This window comes from Ferrigenium sp. UT5 (assembly GCF_045866295.1).
In the GTDB taxonomy this organism is placed as follows: domain Bacteria; phylum Pseudomonadota; class Gammaproteobacteria; order Burkholderiales; family Gallionellaceae; genus Sideroxyarcus.
This window is the reverse complement of sequence record NZ_BAAFRY010000003.1, coordinates 18,760-33,407: the sequence shown is the minus strand read 5'-3', so window position 1 is coordinate 33,407 and position 14,648 is coordinate 18,760. Positions and strand designations below refer to the sequence as shown.

Below are 14,648 nucleotides of genomic sequence, written 5' to 3'. Positions count from 1 at the left end.
ATGCGAACCGTAGTCGTTGTTCGAAATTCCTTCATCAACCATCAGGGAGAAGAATATGAAAATCTTGAGTGTGTTGTTCAGTGCCGTGTTGTTCAGTCTGTCCCTTTCCGCGCAAGCGGGTCCCCTCATTATCAAATACAGCCACGTGGTGGCCGATTCCACCCCTAAAGGGCAAGCTGCGCTGAAGTTCAAGGAAGTGGCCGAACGACTGTTGCCGGGCAAGGTGGAAGTGCAGGTGTTTCCCAACAGTCAGTTGTTCGGCGATGGCAAGGAAATGGAAGCGCTGTTGCTGGGCGACGTGCAGATTCTGGCGCCTTCGCTCGCCAAGTTTGGCAAGTACACCAAGAAAGTACAGATCTTCGATCTGCCTTTCCTGTTCGACGACATCGATGCGGTCGGTCGCTTCCAGAACAGCGACAAAGGTCGCGAACTGCTGACCTCGATGGCGGACAAGGGCATTATCGGCTTCGGCTATATTCACAACGGCATGAAGCAGTTTTCTGCCAACAAGCCGTTGCGCACGCCGGCAGACGCCAAAGGGTTGAAATTCCGCATCCAGGCTTCCGATGTGCTGGAAGCGCAATTCAAGGCGGTTGATGCCAATCCGCAAAAAATCGCGTTTGCCGAAGTCTATCAAGCGCTGCAGTCCGGCGTGGTGGATGGCGCGGAAAATCCCTGGGCCAACATCTACACCAAGAAATTCCACGAAGTGCAGAAATACATCACCGAGAGTGGTCATGGCGTGCTCGACTACATGGTGATCGCCAACGACCAATGGTGGAACGGCTTGCCGGATGATGTGAAAAAAGGTCTATCCGAGGCCATGACAGAATCGATCGCTTACGGCAACAAGGTCGCGCAGGATGAAGACATGGCTTTCCGGCAGAAGGTGATTGACGACAAGAAAGCCAAGCTCATCAAGCTGACCAAAAAAGAACGCGCGCAATGGCGTGATGCCATGAAGCCGGTGTGGACCAAGTTTGAAGCCGATATCGGCAAAGATCTGATCGACGCGGCGGTGGCAGCCAATGACAAACCCGCGAAGCACAAGAAATCAGAACACAAACATTCGGAAAAGAAGTAAGTCGAGTCTCGGGTGTTGCGCCCCCGATCATGCGCGGGGGCGTTTTCGGGAGGATGGATGAAATATCTGAAATGCTTGGATGAATGGCTGATCGCCATTCTGCTGGCGGCGATGACGTTGCTCACTTTTTCGCAAGTGGTCATGCGCTACGTCTTTAACTCGGGCTTTACCTGGGCGGTCGAGCTGACCACCATCCTGTTTGCGTTCATGATCTTCGTCGGCATTTCCTACGGGGTGCGGGTCGGGGCGCATATCGGAGTGGATGCACTGGTCAAGCTGTTCCCGCCCGGCATCCGCCGTGTCGTCTCCTCTGTCGCCGTATTGTTGTGCCTCCTCTATGCCGGGATGGTGATTTACGGTTCGATGGAATATGTGCTGAAAATGAAGAAAGTGGGTATCGAGCTCGAGGATATGGCAATCCCGATGTGGGTCGTGCGCGCGATCCTGCCGATTGGCTTTGCCTTGCTGGTGCTGCGTTTTTTGCCGATTTTGTACAACCTGGTGACCGGAAAATCGGATCGGCTACATCTGGCGGATGAAGTGGAAGAGGCGCTCAAACTGAAGGCGATGGAGAGCAAACAATGAATACGCTGTTCCTGTTCTCTTGTCTGTTTTTCTTCATGGCGATCGGCATGCCGGTCGCCATTTGTTTGGGCTTGTCCAGTTTGCTGACTATCGCTTTTTTTGCCCAGGATTCGCTGGCCTCGCTATCGATCAAGCTGTACGAGACCAGCGAGCATTACACCTTGCTGGCGATCCCGTTCTTTATTCTGGCCGGCGCGCTGATGTCCACCGGCGGCGTGGCGCGGCGCATGGTCGATTTTGCCATTGCGGCGGTCGGCCATCTGCGCGGCGGCCTGGCCATCGCGTCCATTCTCGCCTGTATGTTATTTGCGGCAGTATCCGGTTCCAGCCCTGCGACCGTGGTGGCCGTCGGTTCCATCGTCATTGCCGGCATGGTGCGCAGCGGTTACCCGCAACCCTTCGCCGCCGGCGTGATTTGCAATTCCGGTACGCTGGGTATTCTGATCCCGCCCTCCATCGTAATGGTGGTGTATGCCGCCGTGACCGAGGTGTCGGTCGGGCGCATGTTCATGGCGGGAGTCATTCCCGGGCTGTTGTTGGGACTGATGCTGATGGTCGCGGTGCATTGGCGAGTACGCAAGTTGAACATCGAGCCTACCTCGCGCGCGCCCATCGGCGAGGTGTTGCGCAAGTTTCGCGAATCGATGTGGGGGCTGGCGCTGCTCGTCATCATCATGGGCGGCATCTACGGCGGCGTATTTACCCCCACCGAAGCCGCAGCCGTGTCGGCTGTTTATGCGCTATTCGTAGCCATGTTCATCTACCGCGATCTGAAGTTCAAGGAGCTGCCAAAGGTGTTCGTGGATGCCAGCCGCACCACGGTGATGCTGATGTTCATTGTCGCCAATGCCATGCTGTTCGCCCACGTGCTCACCACCGAACGCATCCCGCAGACCATCGCCGAGCATATTGTGGCCTTTGGCATGGCGCCGTGGATGTTCCTGCTGGTAGTCAATATCATCCTGCTGGTGGCGGGCAACTTCATGGAGCCGACCGGCATCATACTGATCCTGGCGCCGATCTTCTTTCCCATCGCCACTCAATTGGGCATCGACCCCATCCACCTCGGCATCATCATGGTGGTGAACATGGAGATCGGCATGGTCACGCCGCCGGTGGGGCTGAACCTGTTCGTCACCAGTGGCATCACCCACATGAGCATCATGGAAGTCACCCACGCCGCCTTGCCCTGGCTGCTGGTGTTGCTCGCCTTTCTGGGCTTGGTGACCTACATCCCCGAGATCAGCCTGTTCCTGCCGGATCTGTTGTTCAATTGATGTGTCGTCAATAGAAAACAGGCGCGCCCTCGGGCAACGTCGGCCGGGGTGACGGGTTGGGTATTTCTTCTCCTGCCCGTACAATGCGCAGTTGACCATGAACACCATCACCTTCCCCGACAGCCCCTACAAACTGTATCTGCCGTTCGACCCTGCAGGCGATCAGCCCACGGCCATCGCGCAGCTGGTGGAGGGCATCGAGGACGGCCTCGCCTATCAGACCCTGCTGGGCGTGACCGGCTCCGGCAAGACCTTCACCATCGCCAACGTGATCGCGCGCACCGGGCGGCCGGCCATCGTGATGGCGCCGAACAAGACGCTGGCGGCACAGTTGTATTCCGAGTTGCGCGATTTCTTTCCCGACAACGCCGTCGAGTATTTCGTTTCCTATTACGACTACTACCAGCCCGAGGCCTATGTGCCGTCGCGCGACGTGTACATCGAGAAGGATTCCAGCATCAACGAGCAGATCGAACAGATGCGATTGTCGGCCACCAAGTCCATGCTGGAACGGCAGGACTGCATCATCGTCGCCACGGTGTCGGCCATCTACGGTATCGGCGACCCGGTGGATTACCACGGCATGATCCTGCACCTGCGCGAGCACGAGAAGATGGCGCAGCGCGACATCATTCAGCGCCTGGTGGCGATGCAGTACGAGCGCAACGATGTGGAATTCAGCCGCGGCCATTTCCGGGTGCGCGGCGATGTGATCGACATTTTCCCGGCGGAAAGCAGCGAGAACGCGTTGCGCGTGACGTTGTTCGACGACGAGGTGGAAGCGCTGGCGCTGTTCGATCCGCTCACCGGCCACATCCAGACGCGCGTGCCGCGCTACACCGTGTATCCCTCCAGCCACTACGTGACGCCGCGCGAGACGACGCTGGCCGCCATCGAGACCATCAAGGTGGAACTGGCCGAGCGCATCGCGTTCTTTCAGAAGGAGAACAAGCTGGTGGAGGCGCAGCGCATCGAACAGCGCACGCGCCACGATCTGGAAATGCTGGCCGAGATCGGCTTCACCAAGGGCATCGAGAACTATTCGCGCCACCTTTCCGGGCGCGCCGCGGGTGAAGCACCGCCGACGCTGATGGACTATCTGCCGCCCAACGCGCTGATGGTTATCGACGAGAGCCACGTCACCATCCCGCAGATCGGCGGCATGTACAAGGGTGACCGCGCGAGAAAAGAAAATCTGGTCAATTACGGTTTCCGCCTGCCGTCCGCGCTGGACAATCGTCCGCTGCGTTTTGACGAGTTCGAACAGATCATGCGCCAGACCCTCTTCGTCTCCGCCACGCCATCCACTTACGAGGCCGAGCATCAAGGACAAGTCGTGGAGCAGGTGGTGCGCCCGACCGGCTTGATCGACCCGATGATCGAGGTGCGTCCGGCCACCCATCAGGTGGACGACCTGATGTCGGAAGTGACTTTGCGCACCAACGCGGGGGAACGCGTGCTGGTCACCACGCTGACCAAGCGCATGGCGGAAGACCTCACCGAATATTTTTCCGAGCACGGCATCAAGGTGCGCTACCTGCACTCGGACATCGAAACCGTGGAGCGCGTGGAAATCATCCGCGATTTGCGCCTGGGCATGTTCGACGTGCTGGTCGGCATCAACCTGCTGCGCGAGGGACTGGACATACCCGAGGTGTCATTGGTCGCCATTCTGGATGCGGACAAGGAAGGCTTCCTGCGTTCCGAGCGTTCGCTGATTCAGACCATTGGCCGCGCCGCACGCCACCTGCACGGCACCGCGATTCTGTATGCCGACCGCATCACCGATTCGATGAAGAAGGCGATCGGCGAGACCGACCGCCGCCGCGCAAAACAGATTGCCTATAACGAGGCGAACGGCATCACGCCGCAGTCCGTGGTCAAGCGCATCAAGGACATCATCGATACCGAATACGACATGGATGCCGAGCGCAAGTCGTTGCAGGCGGCGCAGACCCAGGCCAAATATCTGGCGATGAGCGAAAAGGAAGTCTCGAAAGAGATCGCGCGACTGGAAAAAGAAATGCTGCAGGCGGCGAAAAACCTGGAGTTCGAGAAAGCCGCGCAACTGCGCGACCAGTTGAAAAGACTGCGCGAGAGCGTTTTCCTGTCACCCTGCGGCTGAAAATACTCACGTCCATGCTCCCGAGACGCTAAAAAACATGAAATTTACCCACACTCTTTCACGATGGCCCTATTTTTTAGCACTTGACCAGAGCGTATTCCACTGCGCTACCCAACAACAAACATGGTCGAATTTGGGCACTGTAATAACGCTGGGTTTCTGCGCCGCAGGGAAGCGTGCGCTATAGGCATCGGCAACAGAACGACTGACAACCTCATCGTGTTCACCGACGAAATGGCGTTGTGATATCTCTGCCAACGATTGCCATTCGTCTGCGGGATTCAAAGAGCCTTGAAGTGCTGGAACTTGATGGTTTCGAGTCCATTCACGATGATCCAAATTCCCTGCCACGGTCACCAGCTCGATAACATCGTTGCGCCGAGCTGCCACCAATGCGGCAACTGCCCCACCTCCCGAATAACCGACCAATACGAGCTTGTTGGCACCTACGCGTTGTTTCAGAAAACTGACAGCCTGACTGCTGGACTCTATGACCGAAGGTGCGAAACGCCCACCCGTCCAATAAGTTGCAGAACAATTTTTTGTATCGTTTGATTCGACGTACTGACAAGGTCTCGCCAAATAAGCGGCAACCCCTTGTGGCTGACGCAAGGCCAATTGCAATCCGATCGGATTGAGGGGAGTCGGATCATCGGATGCTTGAGAGCGACTTAACCATGCCAGCCCATCGCCTTCGATGTACACGGTTAAAGTATCGGTCGGCACGGCGTTTTGAGGGACGTAGGCAGACAGCACAAACGCATCCGTGGGAATACGTATTTTTTGCCAACCAGACTGAGCGGCAAGCGCAGCCGCATGTTGCCAGCGGACTTTGGGTGATATATCTGTGCAAGCTGATAGCAACAACAGAACCAGCAGTGTAAGGAATCTCAATCTCAACTCCGCGCAGATGCGGCGATACCGAGTGCCTCCAGTAACGGCCCCAGATGCTTCTCGTAACAACGCCAGCGTTCCACTGACGAGCTGTAAATCGGCTGGCGCACCTGCGTCACGCTGGCGGTGCGGATCGAGCGTTTGTGCTTGTGGAAATCGAGACAGGCATCGTTCCATTCCAATCCGCAATACTCGATCATGCGGCGCGCTTGTGCTTCCTGGTTGGCCACGATTTCTTCGTATTGCACATCGAGGAATGACCCGGCGGGTAGCACTTTGCGCCAGTGTTCCATCAGCCGCGCATAATCAACGTAGTAGCGCCCCAGTTCCGCCAGATCATAGGTCTGCTCCTGCTTGCGGTTGAACAGCCGGGTGAAACAGGACAGGCAGGTGTCCACCGGATTGCGGTTGACGTGGATGATCTTCGCGTTGGGCAGCATCAGGTGGATCAGCCCGACCGCGAAGAAGTTCGCCGGCATCTTGTCGGTGATATGTCTCGCCGCTGGTGCGCGCTGGCGCAGGCTGGCGACATAATCAGCCCCCCATGCGGCAAGTTGGGTGCGCTCGATGCTGCGGATGTTGTCGGGATAGCCTGCGCCATTCAACGGACGCTGTGCGATGGCAAGCAGGTCGGGCAACTCGCCCGCACCATGCACCTCGGGGTGGCTGGCGATGATCTGTTCGGTCAGCGTTGTGCCCGAGCGCGGCATACCCAGCACAAAGATCGGCACGGTAGAAGGATCGCCCGCACCACGCAGACGTTCCAGTGTTTGCTGGTTGAATACCCGCATGGTGGCATCGAAGTGCCGCGCCACCTCGTCGGCATCATAGCGGTAGGTGGCACGCTTCAGGCGACAACCTTCGAGGAAATGCGGGAAGGCCTTGTCGTATTGCTTGCTGTCGTCGTAGCACTTGCCCAGCGCGAAATGCAGCGATATTGCCTTCTTGGGCGGCAACGGTTTATCCGATTCACGTGCCAGCCTCTCCAGCACCTCCAGTGCCGCCAGATTCTCGTCGCCAGCCTTCACTTTCTTCACCTGCGCCAGATGAAAACGGGCGGGCAGATTATCTGCCTTGAGTGCCAGTGCTTGACGGAACAGTGCTTCAGCTTGCTCCATATCGCCGCCCTCCATCTCCAGATGACCGAGACCGAGCAGCGCCGTATTGTTCTCGGCATCAATCTCCAGCGCGCGCTGAAACATTTTTTTTGCTTCGTCGCTGCGCGCCAGCTCGGTATAAATGCCCGCCAGCTCGCTGCACATCTCGGCCTTTTCTGGTGCCAGATCAACTGCGCGTTGGGCGCAGCGTTCCGCTTCCTCCAGGTTTTCTTTTTCATGGAACACCTGCGCCAGTCCAACGAACGCTTCCGCGTAGTTTGGCCTAAGCTGGAGCGCGCGTTGCAACAGCGGCAATGCCGCATCGTGCTGTTCCAGCGCGTTACGCGCCATGCCCAAATTGCACAAGGCCTCGGCGTAATTCGGATTGATTTGCAACGCCTGCTCCAGCGGCGCAATCGCCTCGTCCGCGAACTCTTCCTCAGTCAGCACCGCGCCGAGATTACTCAACGATTCCAGATAATCTGGATGAGCGGCAATCGCCTTGCGATACCAATCGAGTGCGGCCGATTTATCCTTGCGAGCGCGGCAGATGCTGCCCATATTGTTCAGCGCGGGCGCGAAATTCGCATCCAGTGCCAGCGCGCGGCACTGGCATGCTGCGGCGCGCTCGTAATCCTTCTTGTCGAAATAAGCGATGCCCAGATTGCTGTGCGCCGCAGGCAACGACGCATCCAGTACGACGGCGCGTTCGCCGTGCGCCACCGCCTCATTGAGCTTGCCCAGTTGTCGATACATCTCGCCCGCATTGGCATGAAACAAGGCCACATCGCCATTGCTTGAGATTGCCTGTTCAATCAATTCCAGAGCCAATTCTGGCTTGCCCGCCTGGTGCGCGATGATGCCCAGCAGGTGCAGGGCGTAAGCGTGTTGCGGCTGCACCTGCAATATCTGGCGCAGCAACAGTTCGGCCTGTGGCAAATTGCCTTGTGATTGAGATTGCGTTGCCAGCAGCATCGCCTGTTCGATAGACAGTTGCGGGGGCCGAGGTGTCTCCACGATGGGTATCGTCAGCAGATCTAAAGGGGATTTATTCATCTTCATCTCAAAGGTTTCGATAAGGCTGCACAATCCGCAGCAGCGGTTGCAACTGTTTTTCAAAGTGCTGCCAGCGCGCCACCGAAGTTTTATAAATGGGTTTGCGCACCTGCGCCACACTGGCAGTTTTTACATGCCGCTTGTTCTGGTGGAAAGCGAGGCAGTTGTCGTCCCACGGCAAATCCACGTAATCGAGGATGCGCCGCGCCTGGCCTTCGGTGTCAGCTACCATATCTTCGTAACGCAAGTCGAGAATGCTGCCCTGTGGCAGCACCGCACGCCAGTGCTGCATCAACGTGATGTAGCGTGCGTAGTAACGTCCCAGCGTGCCGAGGTCATAAGTGAACTCCATGGTGTCGTTGAACAGGCGCGCATAGTTCGAGAAACACGAATCCATCGGGTCGCGCATCGCGTGGATGATCTTCGCGTTGGGCAGCGCCAGACGGATCATGCCGATGTAGAAGAAATTGGCCGGCATCTTGTCGGTGATGCGCAGCGCATCGGGGGCCAGTTTCCATAGCCGTTCCGCATAGGTCTTACCCAGTTGCGCGAAATCCTCCGCCGCCAGGCCGGGCACGAAGTCGGGGAATCGTTCTCCCGAGCCGCCGGGTAAGTCCATGATGGCTTCGTTCAGATACGTCAACTCGCCTGCGCCATACACCGCCGGATGGCTGGATAAAATCTGCTCCAGCAGCGTGGTGCCGGAGCGCGGCATGCCAACGATAAAGATCGGCGCTTTACTCTCCTCGCCCGCAAGCGGGAGAGGGGCTGGGGGAGAGGGCATGCGTGCCTCAAAAAACGCGCGGTCGAACACCGTCATCACCCGTTCCAGCATCTCGTCGGCACGCGCCTCGTCGCAAGGCAAGATCTCGTGCTGCAGGCGGTTGCCGGCTTCGTAGGCGGCGAACGCATCGTCATAGCGCCCGACATCCTCGCGCGCCTTGCCCAGCGCGAACCAGTAGCGGATGCGCGCCGCCACGGGCATGGCAGCGGCGTTATCGAGAATCCGTTCCAGATAAATCAGGTGCGGATCGTCTGCGCGATAAGTCTTGAGTGTGGATAGATTGAAATGCGCCTCGGAAAAATCCGGATTCGCCTCGATCGCCGCATCGAAACAATGGCTGGCCTCGTCCAGTTTGCCCTGCTCACTGTAGATCGCCCCCAGATTGTTCTGCGCCTCGTGGTGGGCAGGATTCAGGATCACCGCCTTGGCATAGGCTAATTCCGCTGCGCGCTTGTCGCCCTGTTTTTCCAGTGCCGCGCCCAGGTTATTCCAAGCGAGCCCATGCTGCGGATTGAGCGCCAACGCGCGCTGGTAGGAACGGATGGCACTGTCCCATTCGCATTTATCGGTGAGCGCGAGGCCGAGATTGTAATGCGCATCCACATCGTTGGGGGCAAGTGCGCAGGCACGCTGACCTGCTGCGACCGCCTCCTCCAGTCGCCCCAGTCGGCGGCACATCTCGCCGAGGTTGCGGTGATACAGCGCAGGATTAAACGAAGATCCGCAAAGCGGCGGTTGCCCCCTCTCCCCCCGGGGGAGGGTTGGGGTGGGGGAGAGCGCAATCGCTTTTTGTATCAGCTTGATCGCCAGTTCCAGCTTGCCCACCTCGTAAGCGATCAACCCCAACGTGTGCCAAGCGGGATGATAATTCGGCGCGGTAGCCAATAGCTGTTTCAGGAGGGTTTCCGCTGCGCCGAGACGGCCTGCGGCCTTATGCTGTTCCGCCAACTGCAAGGCGTTGGCAGGAGGGATGGGTTGTGCGGTGGATACCAAGCGATGGCCTCTTTGAGAAATCTCGAAATTCGAGCGGAAATTCTATCAGCAATCCGCCGTCAGCAGGCTTCAACTGCCGTGCTTCATGGCACGAACGCGATGGGTATGCCCATCGCTTGACACACACCCCCCTCGCGCAATTAAAATTGCGCCTGCGTTAAAAAAACACACTGCAACACACTGCAAATTCAAGAAAATTTAAGGCTGGCCACATCGGCGCAACCAGCCGAAAGTAAATATAAATCACTTTAAAAAATCTTTAAAAGGGAACCATCAATGAACCATACCCACCGCGTCATCTGGAGTGAATCACGTCAGGCCTTCATCGTCACCGACGAAAAAGCCAAAACCCAAGGCAAACCGTGTTCCACTGTAAAGGCGGTGGCTTCAGCCGTGGTGGTTGCGCTGGCCGCGATGGCGGCGGAACCGGCGCTGGCGGCGACCAGTTGTCTTAATGCCGGCACGAACATTACAATTTCGGGGTCAGAAACCTCAACCTGCAATCTCGTGACCGGCGACGCGCTCACCGTCACCAACACCGGCTCGATCAACGCAATCCCTCAGGCGGTAACGGTGTTCGGCGCTGCCGCCACCAGCATCACCAACAGCGGCATGATCTCCAGCGGCAACCATGGCATCTTATTCGGCGGCAGCAGCATCGGCAGCCTCACCAACAACGCGGGCGGCACGATTTCGGGGAGCATCGCTGGCATCTTACTCACCAGCAGTAGCATCACTGGCAGCCTCACCAACAGTGGCACGATTTTGGGGAGCACCGATGGCATCGTACTCGCCAGCAGTAGCAGCCTCGGCAGCCTCACCAACAGCGGTACGATTTCGGCGGTGTTCAACAATGGCATCTTACTCGTCGGCAATAGCAGCATCACCGGCACCCTCACCAACAGTGGCACGATTTCGGGGGGGGGCTTTGGCTTTGGCATCCTACTCAACAGCAGCAGCAGCGTTGGCAGCATCATCAACAGCGGCGCGATTTCTGGCAGGACTGGCATCCGTGTCATCAACAACGGCAGTATCACTGGCAGCCTCACCAACAGCGGCACGATTTCGGGGGTCAACACTGGCATCTCCTTCAGTACTGCCAGCAGCATCGGCAGCCTCACCAACAACGGCACGATTTCGGGGGGATTCAGCGGCATCTTTCTCAACAGCACCAGCAGCATCGGCAGCCTCACCAACAACGGCACGATTTCGGGGGGATTCAGCGGCATCTTTCTCAGCAGCGGCAGCAGCATCGGCAGCCTCACCAACAGCGGCACCATCTCTGGTGGAAAGAATGCAATCAACGTGGTGAGTGGGACTATCGGCAGCATTGACATCGGCGGTGCCGATACAGCGCACTTTGTCGGCGCAGTCCTTGCCTCGGCGACCCCCATGACCATTTTGTCGGGGGCTACCTACACCCTGCAAACTGCCGACGCTTTCACTGTCGCCAGCTTCACCAACAACGGCACGGCTCTTTTCGCCACGGGGGCGAACAGCTTCAATCTGGCCAACGTAACGGGAACAACCTTCACCAACAACGGCGTGCTGACAGTGGCGGCGGGCGGCACGGGTACGCTCACGGGCAGCTACACCCAGACGGCGACTGGCACCTTGCGCACTGACGTAACCAACGACACCACCTACGGCAAACTGGTGGTAACGGGTACTGCCACCTTACCTGCCAACGCCAAGATTGATGTCAACGTCGCCGACCCCAACTTCGCCTTCACTACCGCCAGCATGGCCGGCATCTTGAGTGCCACCACCCTGACTTGGGACGGCACTTCCGTCGTCACCGACAACTCCGCCCTGTTCAACTTCAGTGCGGTTAAAAACGGCACTGCGATTGACTTGGTCCTTGCCAGTGCAGGGGGTGGCGCAGGCGGTGGCGGTGGTGCAGGGGGTGGTGCAGGCGGTGGTGCAGGCACAATCCTCTCTGCGGTCAATAACGCGGGCAACACGCCCGCCATTGGTGTGGCAGGTGTGCTCGACAACCTGGCGGCTGCCTTCGTAGGCGGCGGCACGGGTAACGCCGACATGGATACCATCATCGGTAATCTCGGCGCACTCACCACCAACCAACAACTCTCTGACGCATCCAGCCAAACCCTGCCCCTGATGACGGGAGGCTTGACTCAAGCCGCGACCTACCTCCTGCACGACGTGAATCGTGTGGTGCAAGCACAGTCTGGAGGCAACCTGGGACTCTCGGCGGGCGACGGCTACGTAAGCGACGGCAAATTCTGGTTCAAACCCTTGGGGTCTTGGTCCAACCAGAACAATAACAACGCTGCCTTCGGCTACAAAGCCAACACTTACGGCCTCGTGCTCGGTGCGGATGGCGACCTTTCTTCGACCAATCGCCTCGGAGCAGCTTTTGCCTATGCCCGTAGCAATGTCGACAGCAACTCAAATGTTCAACAAGCGGACGTAGACAGCTACCAATTCATTCTCTATGGTTCAAAAAACCTCATAGCTGACAGCGAATTCAACTGGCAGGCGGATTACGGAAACAACCGAAACAAAGGCAGCCGTTACATCGCCTTCGCCAACCGTAGCGCGTTCGCCCACTACACCAGCAACAGCTTCCACCTTGGCGCGGGGGTTGGGCGCACATATGCGATGAACGAACAAACCAGCCTGACCCCTTCGTTCCGTGCGGACTACACCACCCTTCACGACAAGGGCTACAGTGAAACGGGCGCAGGCGCACTGAATCTCATCGTCAACGGCAAAACCACTGACGAATTCATCCTCGCGGTGGATGGCAAAGTCGCACACAACGTAAATGAACGCGCCAAGCTCACCGCCAACCTGGGGTTGGGTTACGATGCCAATGCCAAGCAAAACAGCCTCACCGCGTCCTTTGCGGGGGGCGGAGCCGCCTTTACCACCAACGGTGTCAACCCCTCATCCACCTTGGTGCGTGGCGGACTGGGTTACGTCGTCAACACCGCCAGCGGCATGGAGCTCACCGCCCGCTACGATGTGGAAGCGCGCAGTCATTACACGGGACAAACCGCGAGCGTGAAAGCACGTTGGTCGTTTTAGAAAATTAGAGAGTTGGCTTCAAGGATAGAGCCCAGCCAAGCTGGGCTTTATTACATGGGGGATCGCGTGAAAACAATGACAACGCAGCTTGTTTGGCAGGAGGGGCAGGTATCAATTCAAGAGCGTGCTGCGCTACTTGGTCAGCAACCCGTTACGCTGTGGCTCACGGGGCTTAGCGGTGCTGGAAAATCAACCCTGGCTTTTGCCTTGGAAAGGCGTTTGATCGGGGCGGGACGGGCGTGTTATGTGTTGGATGGGGACAATGTACGGCATGGCTTGAACCGTGATTTGAGTTTCGCGGCCGAGCATCGCACGGAAAATATCCGTCGCGTTGCGGAGGTGGCAAAGTTGATGAACGAAGCCTGACTCATTGTAATCACCGCCTTTATTTCTCCACGTCGTTCAGATCGGGCAATGGCTCAAAAAATTATTGGCACAGATAAGTTTTTTGAGGTTTATGTGGCAACCCCGATCACGGTATGTGAGTCACGCGATGTGAAATGGATGTACCAGAAGGCACGCGCTGGGGAGATTACTAACTTCACTGGAGTCAGTGCGCCTTACGAGTCACCCGATAATCCGATCGCACGCATTGATACGAGCAAAGTTTCTGTTGAGGATGCGCTGCTGCAACTTTGCGCAATGCTCAATTTGGGATGGGTTGAACCAAAATAAAACGATAGTCATGGGAGTGGCTGAGTGGCGGATGTTTCATCAGTCTCGGTAGGGTGTGGCGATGTCGATTCGTCTGTCGCGCAGAGCCTGTCATAAATTTTGTGTTTGAGGCATAACATGCAACCTGAAAGGAACATGTATGCCAGGCAAAACGAGCAAGAAGCAAGCTGCGGTTCTGCCGCCCATTCCGAAGGAACGCATTGACCAGATGGTCAGCGGACCGATGACCGCCGAGGCGGTGAATGCCGCTTCCACGGCGTTTAAAAAGGCGCTGATCGAGCGAGCACTGGGTGCCGAACTCGGCTATCACCTGGGTTATGCGCATGGATCCGAGCCGGAAGGCGCCGACAATCAGCGCAACGGCGTCAGTGGCAAAACGGTACTGACGGAAGATGGCCCGTTGCGGATCGACGTTCCGCGCGACCGGCAGGGCCGCTTCGAACCCCTCCTCATTCCCAGGCACGAACGGCGCTTCACCGGGTGAGAGGTTGCGGATTTACTTGGACAATAACAATTGCAACCACATGAAAAACAGAGAAAAAATTAGTGTAATTTTTATCTGCATGGGCAATATCTGCAGATCACCCACGGCGGAAGCGGTATTTCGGCACTGCGTCCAGGAGGCTGGGCTCCAGGACAGAATCGACATCGATTCCGCTGGAACGCATGACTATCACGTCGGCGAGGCACCTGATGCGCGTGCGCAGCGGGCTGCGAAGCAGCGCGGTTATGACATGAGCCAATTGCGGGGGCGTCAAGTCGAAGCAAAGGATTTCTTGCATTTCGATTATGTACTGGCGATGGACAACGCCAACCTTTCCCGCCTGCAGCACGTGCGCCCGCACGCAGCGCAAAGCCACCTCGGGCTGTTTCTGGCATTCGCCGAGCGGCACGATGAACGCGAAGTGCCGGATCCTTATTTTGGCGGCGCGGTGGGTTTTGAACGGGTGCTCGACATGGTCGAGGATGCGGCGGTGGGTCTGCTCAAACATTTGCGCACGCAGCATCGGCTCTGATGCTCCCT

Annotated in this window: 9 protein-coding genes and 2 pseudogenes; 8 read left to right on the top strand and 3 right to left on the bottom strand. The window is 57.6% G+C overall.

The window, feature by feature from the left end; genetic code table 11:
- Positions 1–55: 55 nt before the first annotated feature.
- The 4 genes from ACKTSJ_RS01585 to uvrB all read left to right on the top strand — a co-directional run bounded on the left by ACKTSJ_RS01585 (position 56) and on the right by uvrB (position 5,071).
- Entirely contained in the window at positions 56–1,084 is a 1,029-nt protein-coding gene (locus ACKTSJ_RS01585; RefSeq protein WP_407896719.1) for a TRAP transporter substrate-binding protein, read from the top strand.
- A 57-nt stretch (positions 1,085–1,141) separates the two neighbouring features.
- Positions 1,142–1,669, top strand: coding sequence for a TRAP transporter small permease (locus ACKTSJ_RS01580; RefSeq protein WP_407896717.1), 528 nt, complete (start codon positions 1,142–1,144; stop codon positions 1,667–1,669).
- The gene (locus ACKTSJ_RS01575; RefSeq protein WP_407896715.1) at positions 1,666–2,946 is read left to right on the top strand and encodes a TRAP transporter large permease; all 1,281 of its coding nucleotides are present in this window, start codon (positions 1,666–1,668) and stop codon (positions 2,944–2,946) included. The genes ACKTSJ_RS01580 and ACKTSJ_RS01575 overlap by 4 nt, the downstream gene beginning before the upstream one ends.
- Positions 2,947–3,043: 97 nt before the next feature.
- Positions 3,044–5,071: an excinuclease ABC subunit UvrB gene (gene uvrB, locus ACKTSJ_RS01570; RefSeq protein ID WP_407896713.1), complete on the top strand. Its 2,028-nt coding sequence runs from the start codon at positions 3,044–3,046 to the stop codon at positions 5,069–5,071.
- Positions 5,072–5,140: 69 nt separating this feature from the next.
- Here uvrB and ACKTSJ_RS01565 read toward each other — a convergent pair whose 3' ends face one another.
- The 3 genes from ACKTSJ_RS01565 to ACKTSJ_RS01555 are packed head-to-tail and all read right to left on the bottom strand — an operon-like array spanning position 5,141 to position 9,895.
- Complete coding sequence (locus ACKTSJ_RS01565) at positions 5,141–5,965, bottom strand: hypothetical protein (protein WP_407896711.1); 825 nt, start codon at positions 5,963–5,965, stop codon at positions 5,141–5,143.
- A 2-nt stretch (positions 5,966–5,967) separates the two neighbouring features.
- Positions 5,968–8,118 carry a tetratricopeptide repeat-containing sulfotransferase family protein gene (locus ACKTSJ_RS01560; RefSeq protein ID WP_407896709.1) on the bottom strand — a complete coding sequence of 717 codons (2,151 nt, stop codon included), beginning with the start codon at positions 8,116–8,118 and terminating at the stop codon, positions 5,968–5,970.
- Positions 8,119–8,125: 7 nt separating this feature from the next.
- Positions 8,126–9,895, bottom strand: a complete 1,770-nt coding sequence (locus tag ACKTSJ_RS01555; protein WP_407896707.1) for a tetratricopeptide repeat-containing sulfotransferase family protein — start codon at positions 9,893–9,895, stop codon at positions 8,126–8,128.
- Between the two features lie 276 nt (positions 9,896–10,171).
- Here ACKTSJ_RS01555 and ACKTSJ_RS01550 point away from each other — a divergent pair, with 276 nt between their 5' ends.
- From ACKTSJ_RS01550 to ACKTSJ_RS01535, 4 genes and pseudogenes are all read left to right on the top strand, one after another.
- Positions 10,172–12,949, top strand: coding sequence for an autotransporter domain-containing protein (locus ACKTSJ_RS01550; protein WP_407896705.1), 2,778 nt, complete (start codon positions 10,172–10,174; stop codon positions 12,947–12,949).
- Between the two features lie 54 nt (positions 12,950–13,003).
- A pseudogene (gene cysC, locus ACKTSJ_RS01545) lies at positions 13,004–13,624 on the top strand (adenylyl-sulfate kinase).
- Between the two features lie 139 nt (positions 13,625–13,763).
- Positions 13,764–14,105 (top strand): annotated as a pseudogene (locus ACKTSJ_RS01540) (transposase); the annotation flags it as partial.
- 43 nt (positions 14,106–14,148) lie between these two features.
- Positions 14,149–14,640, top strand: coding sequence for a low molecular weight protein-tyrosine-phosphatase (locus ACKTSJ_RS01535; protein ID WP_407896703.1), 492 nt, complete (start codon positions 14,149–14,151; stop codon positions 14,638–14,640).
- Positions 14,641–14,648: the final 8 nt, after the last annotated feature.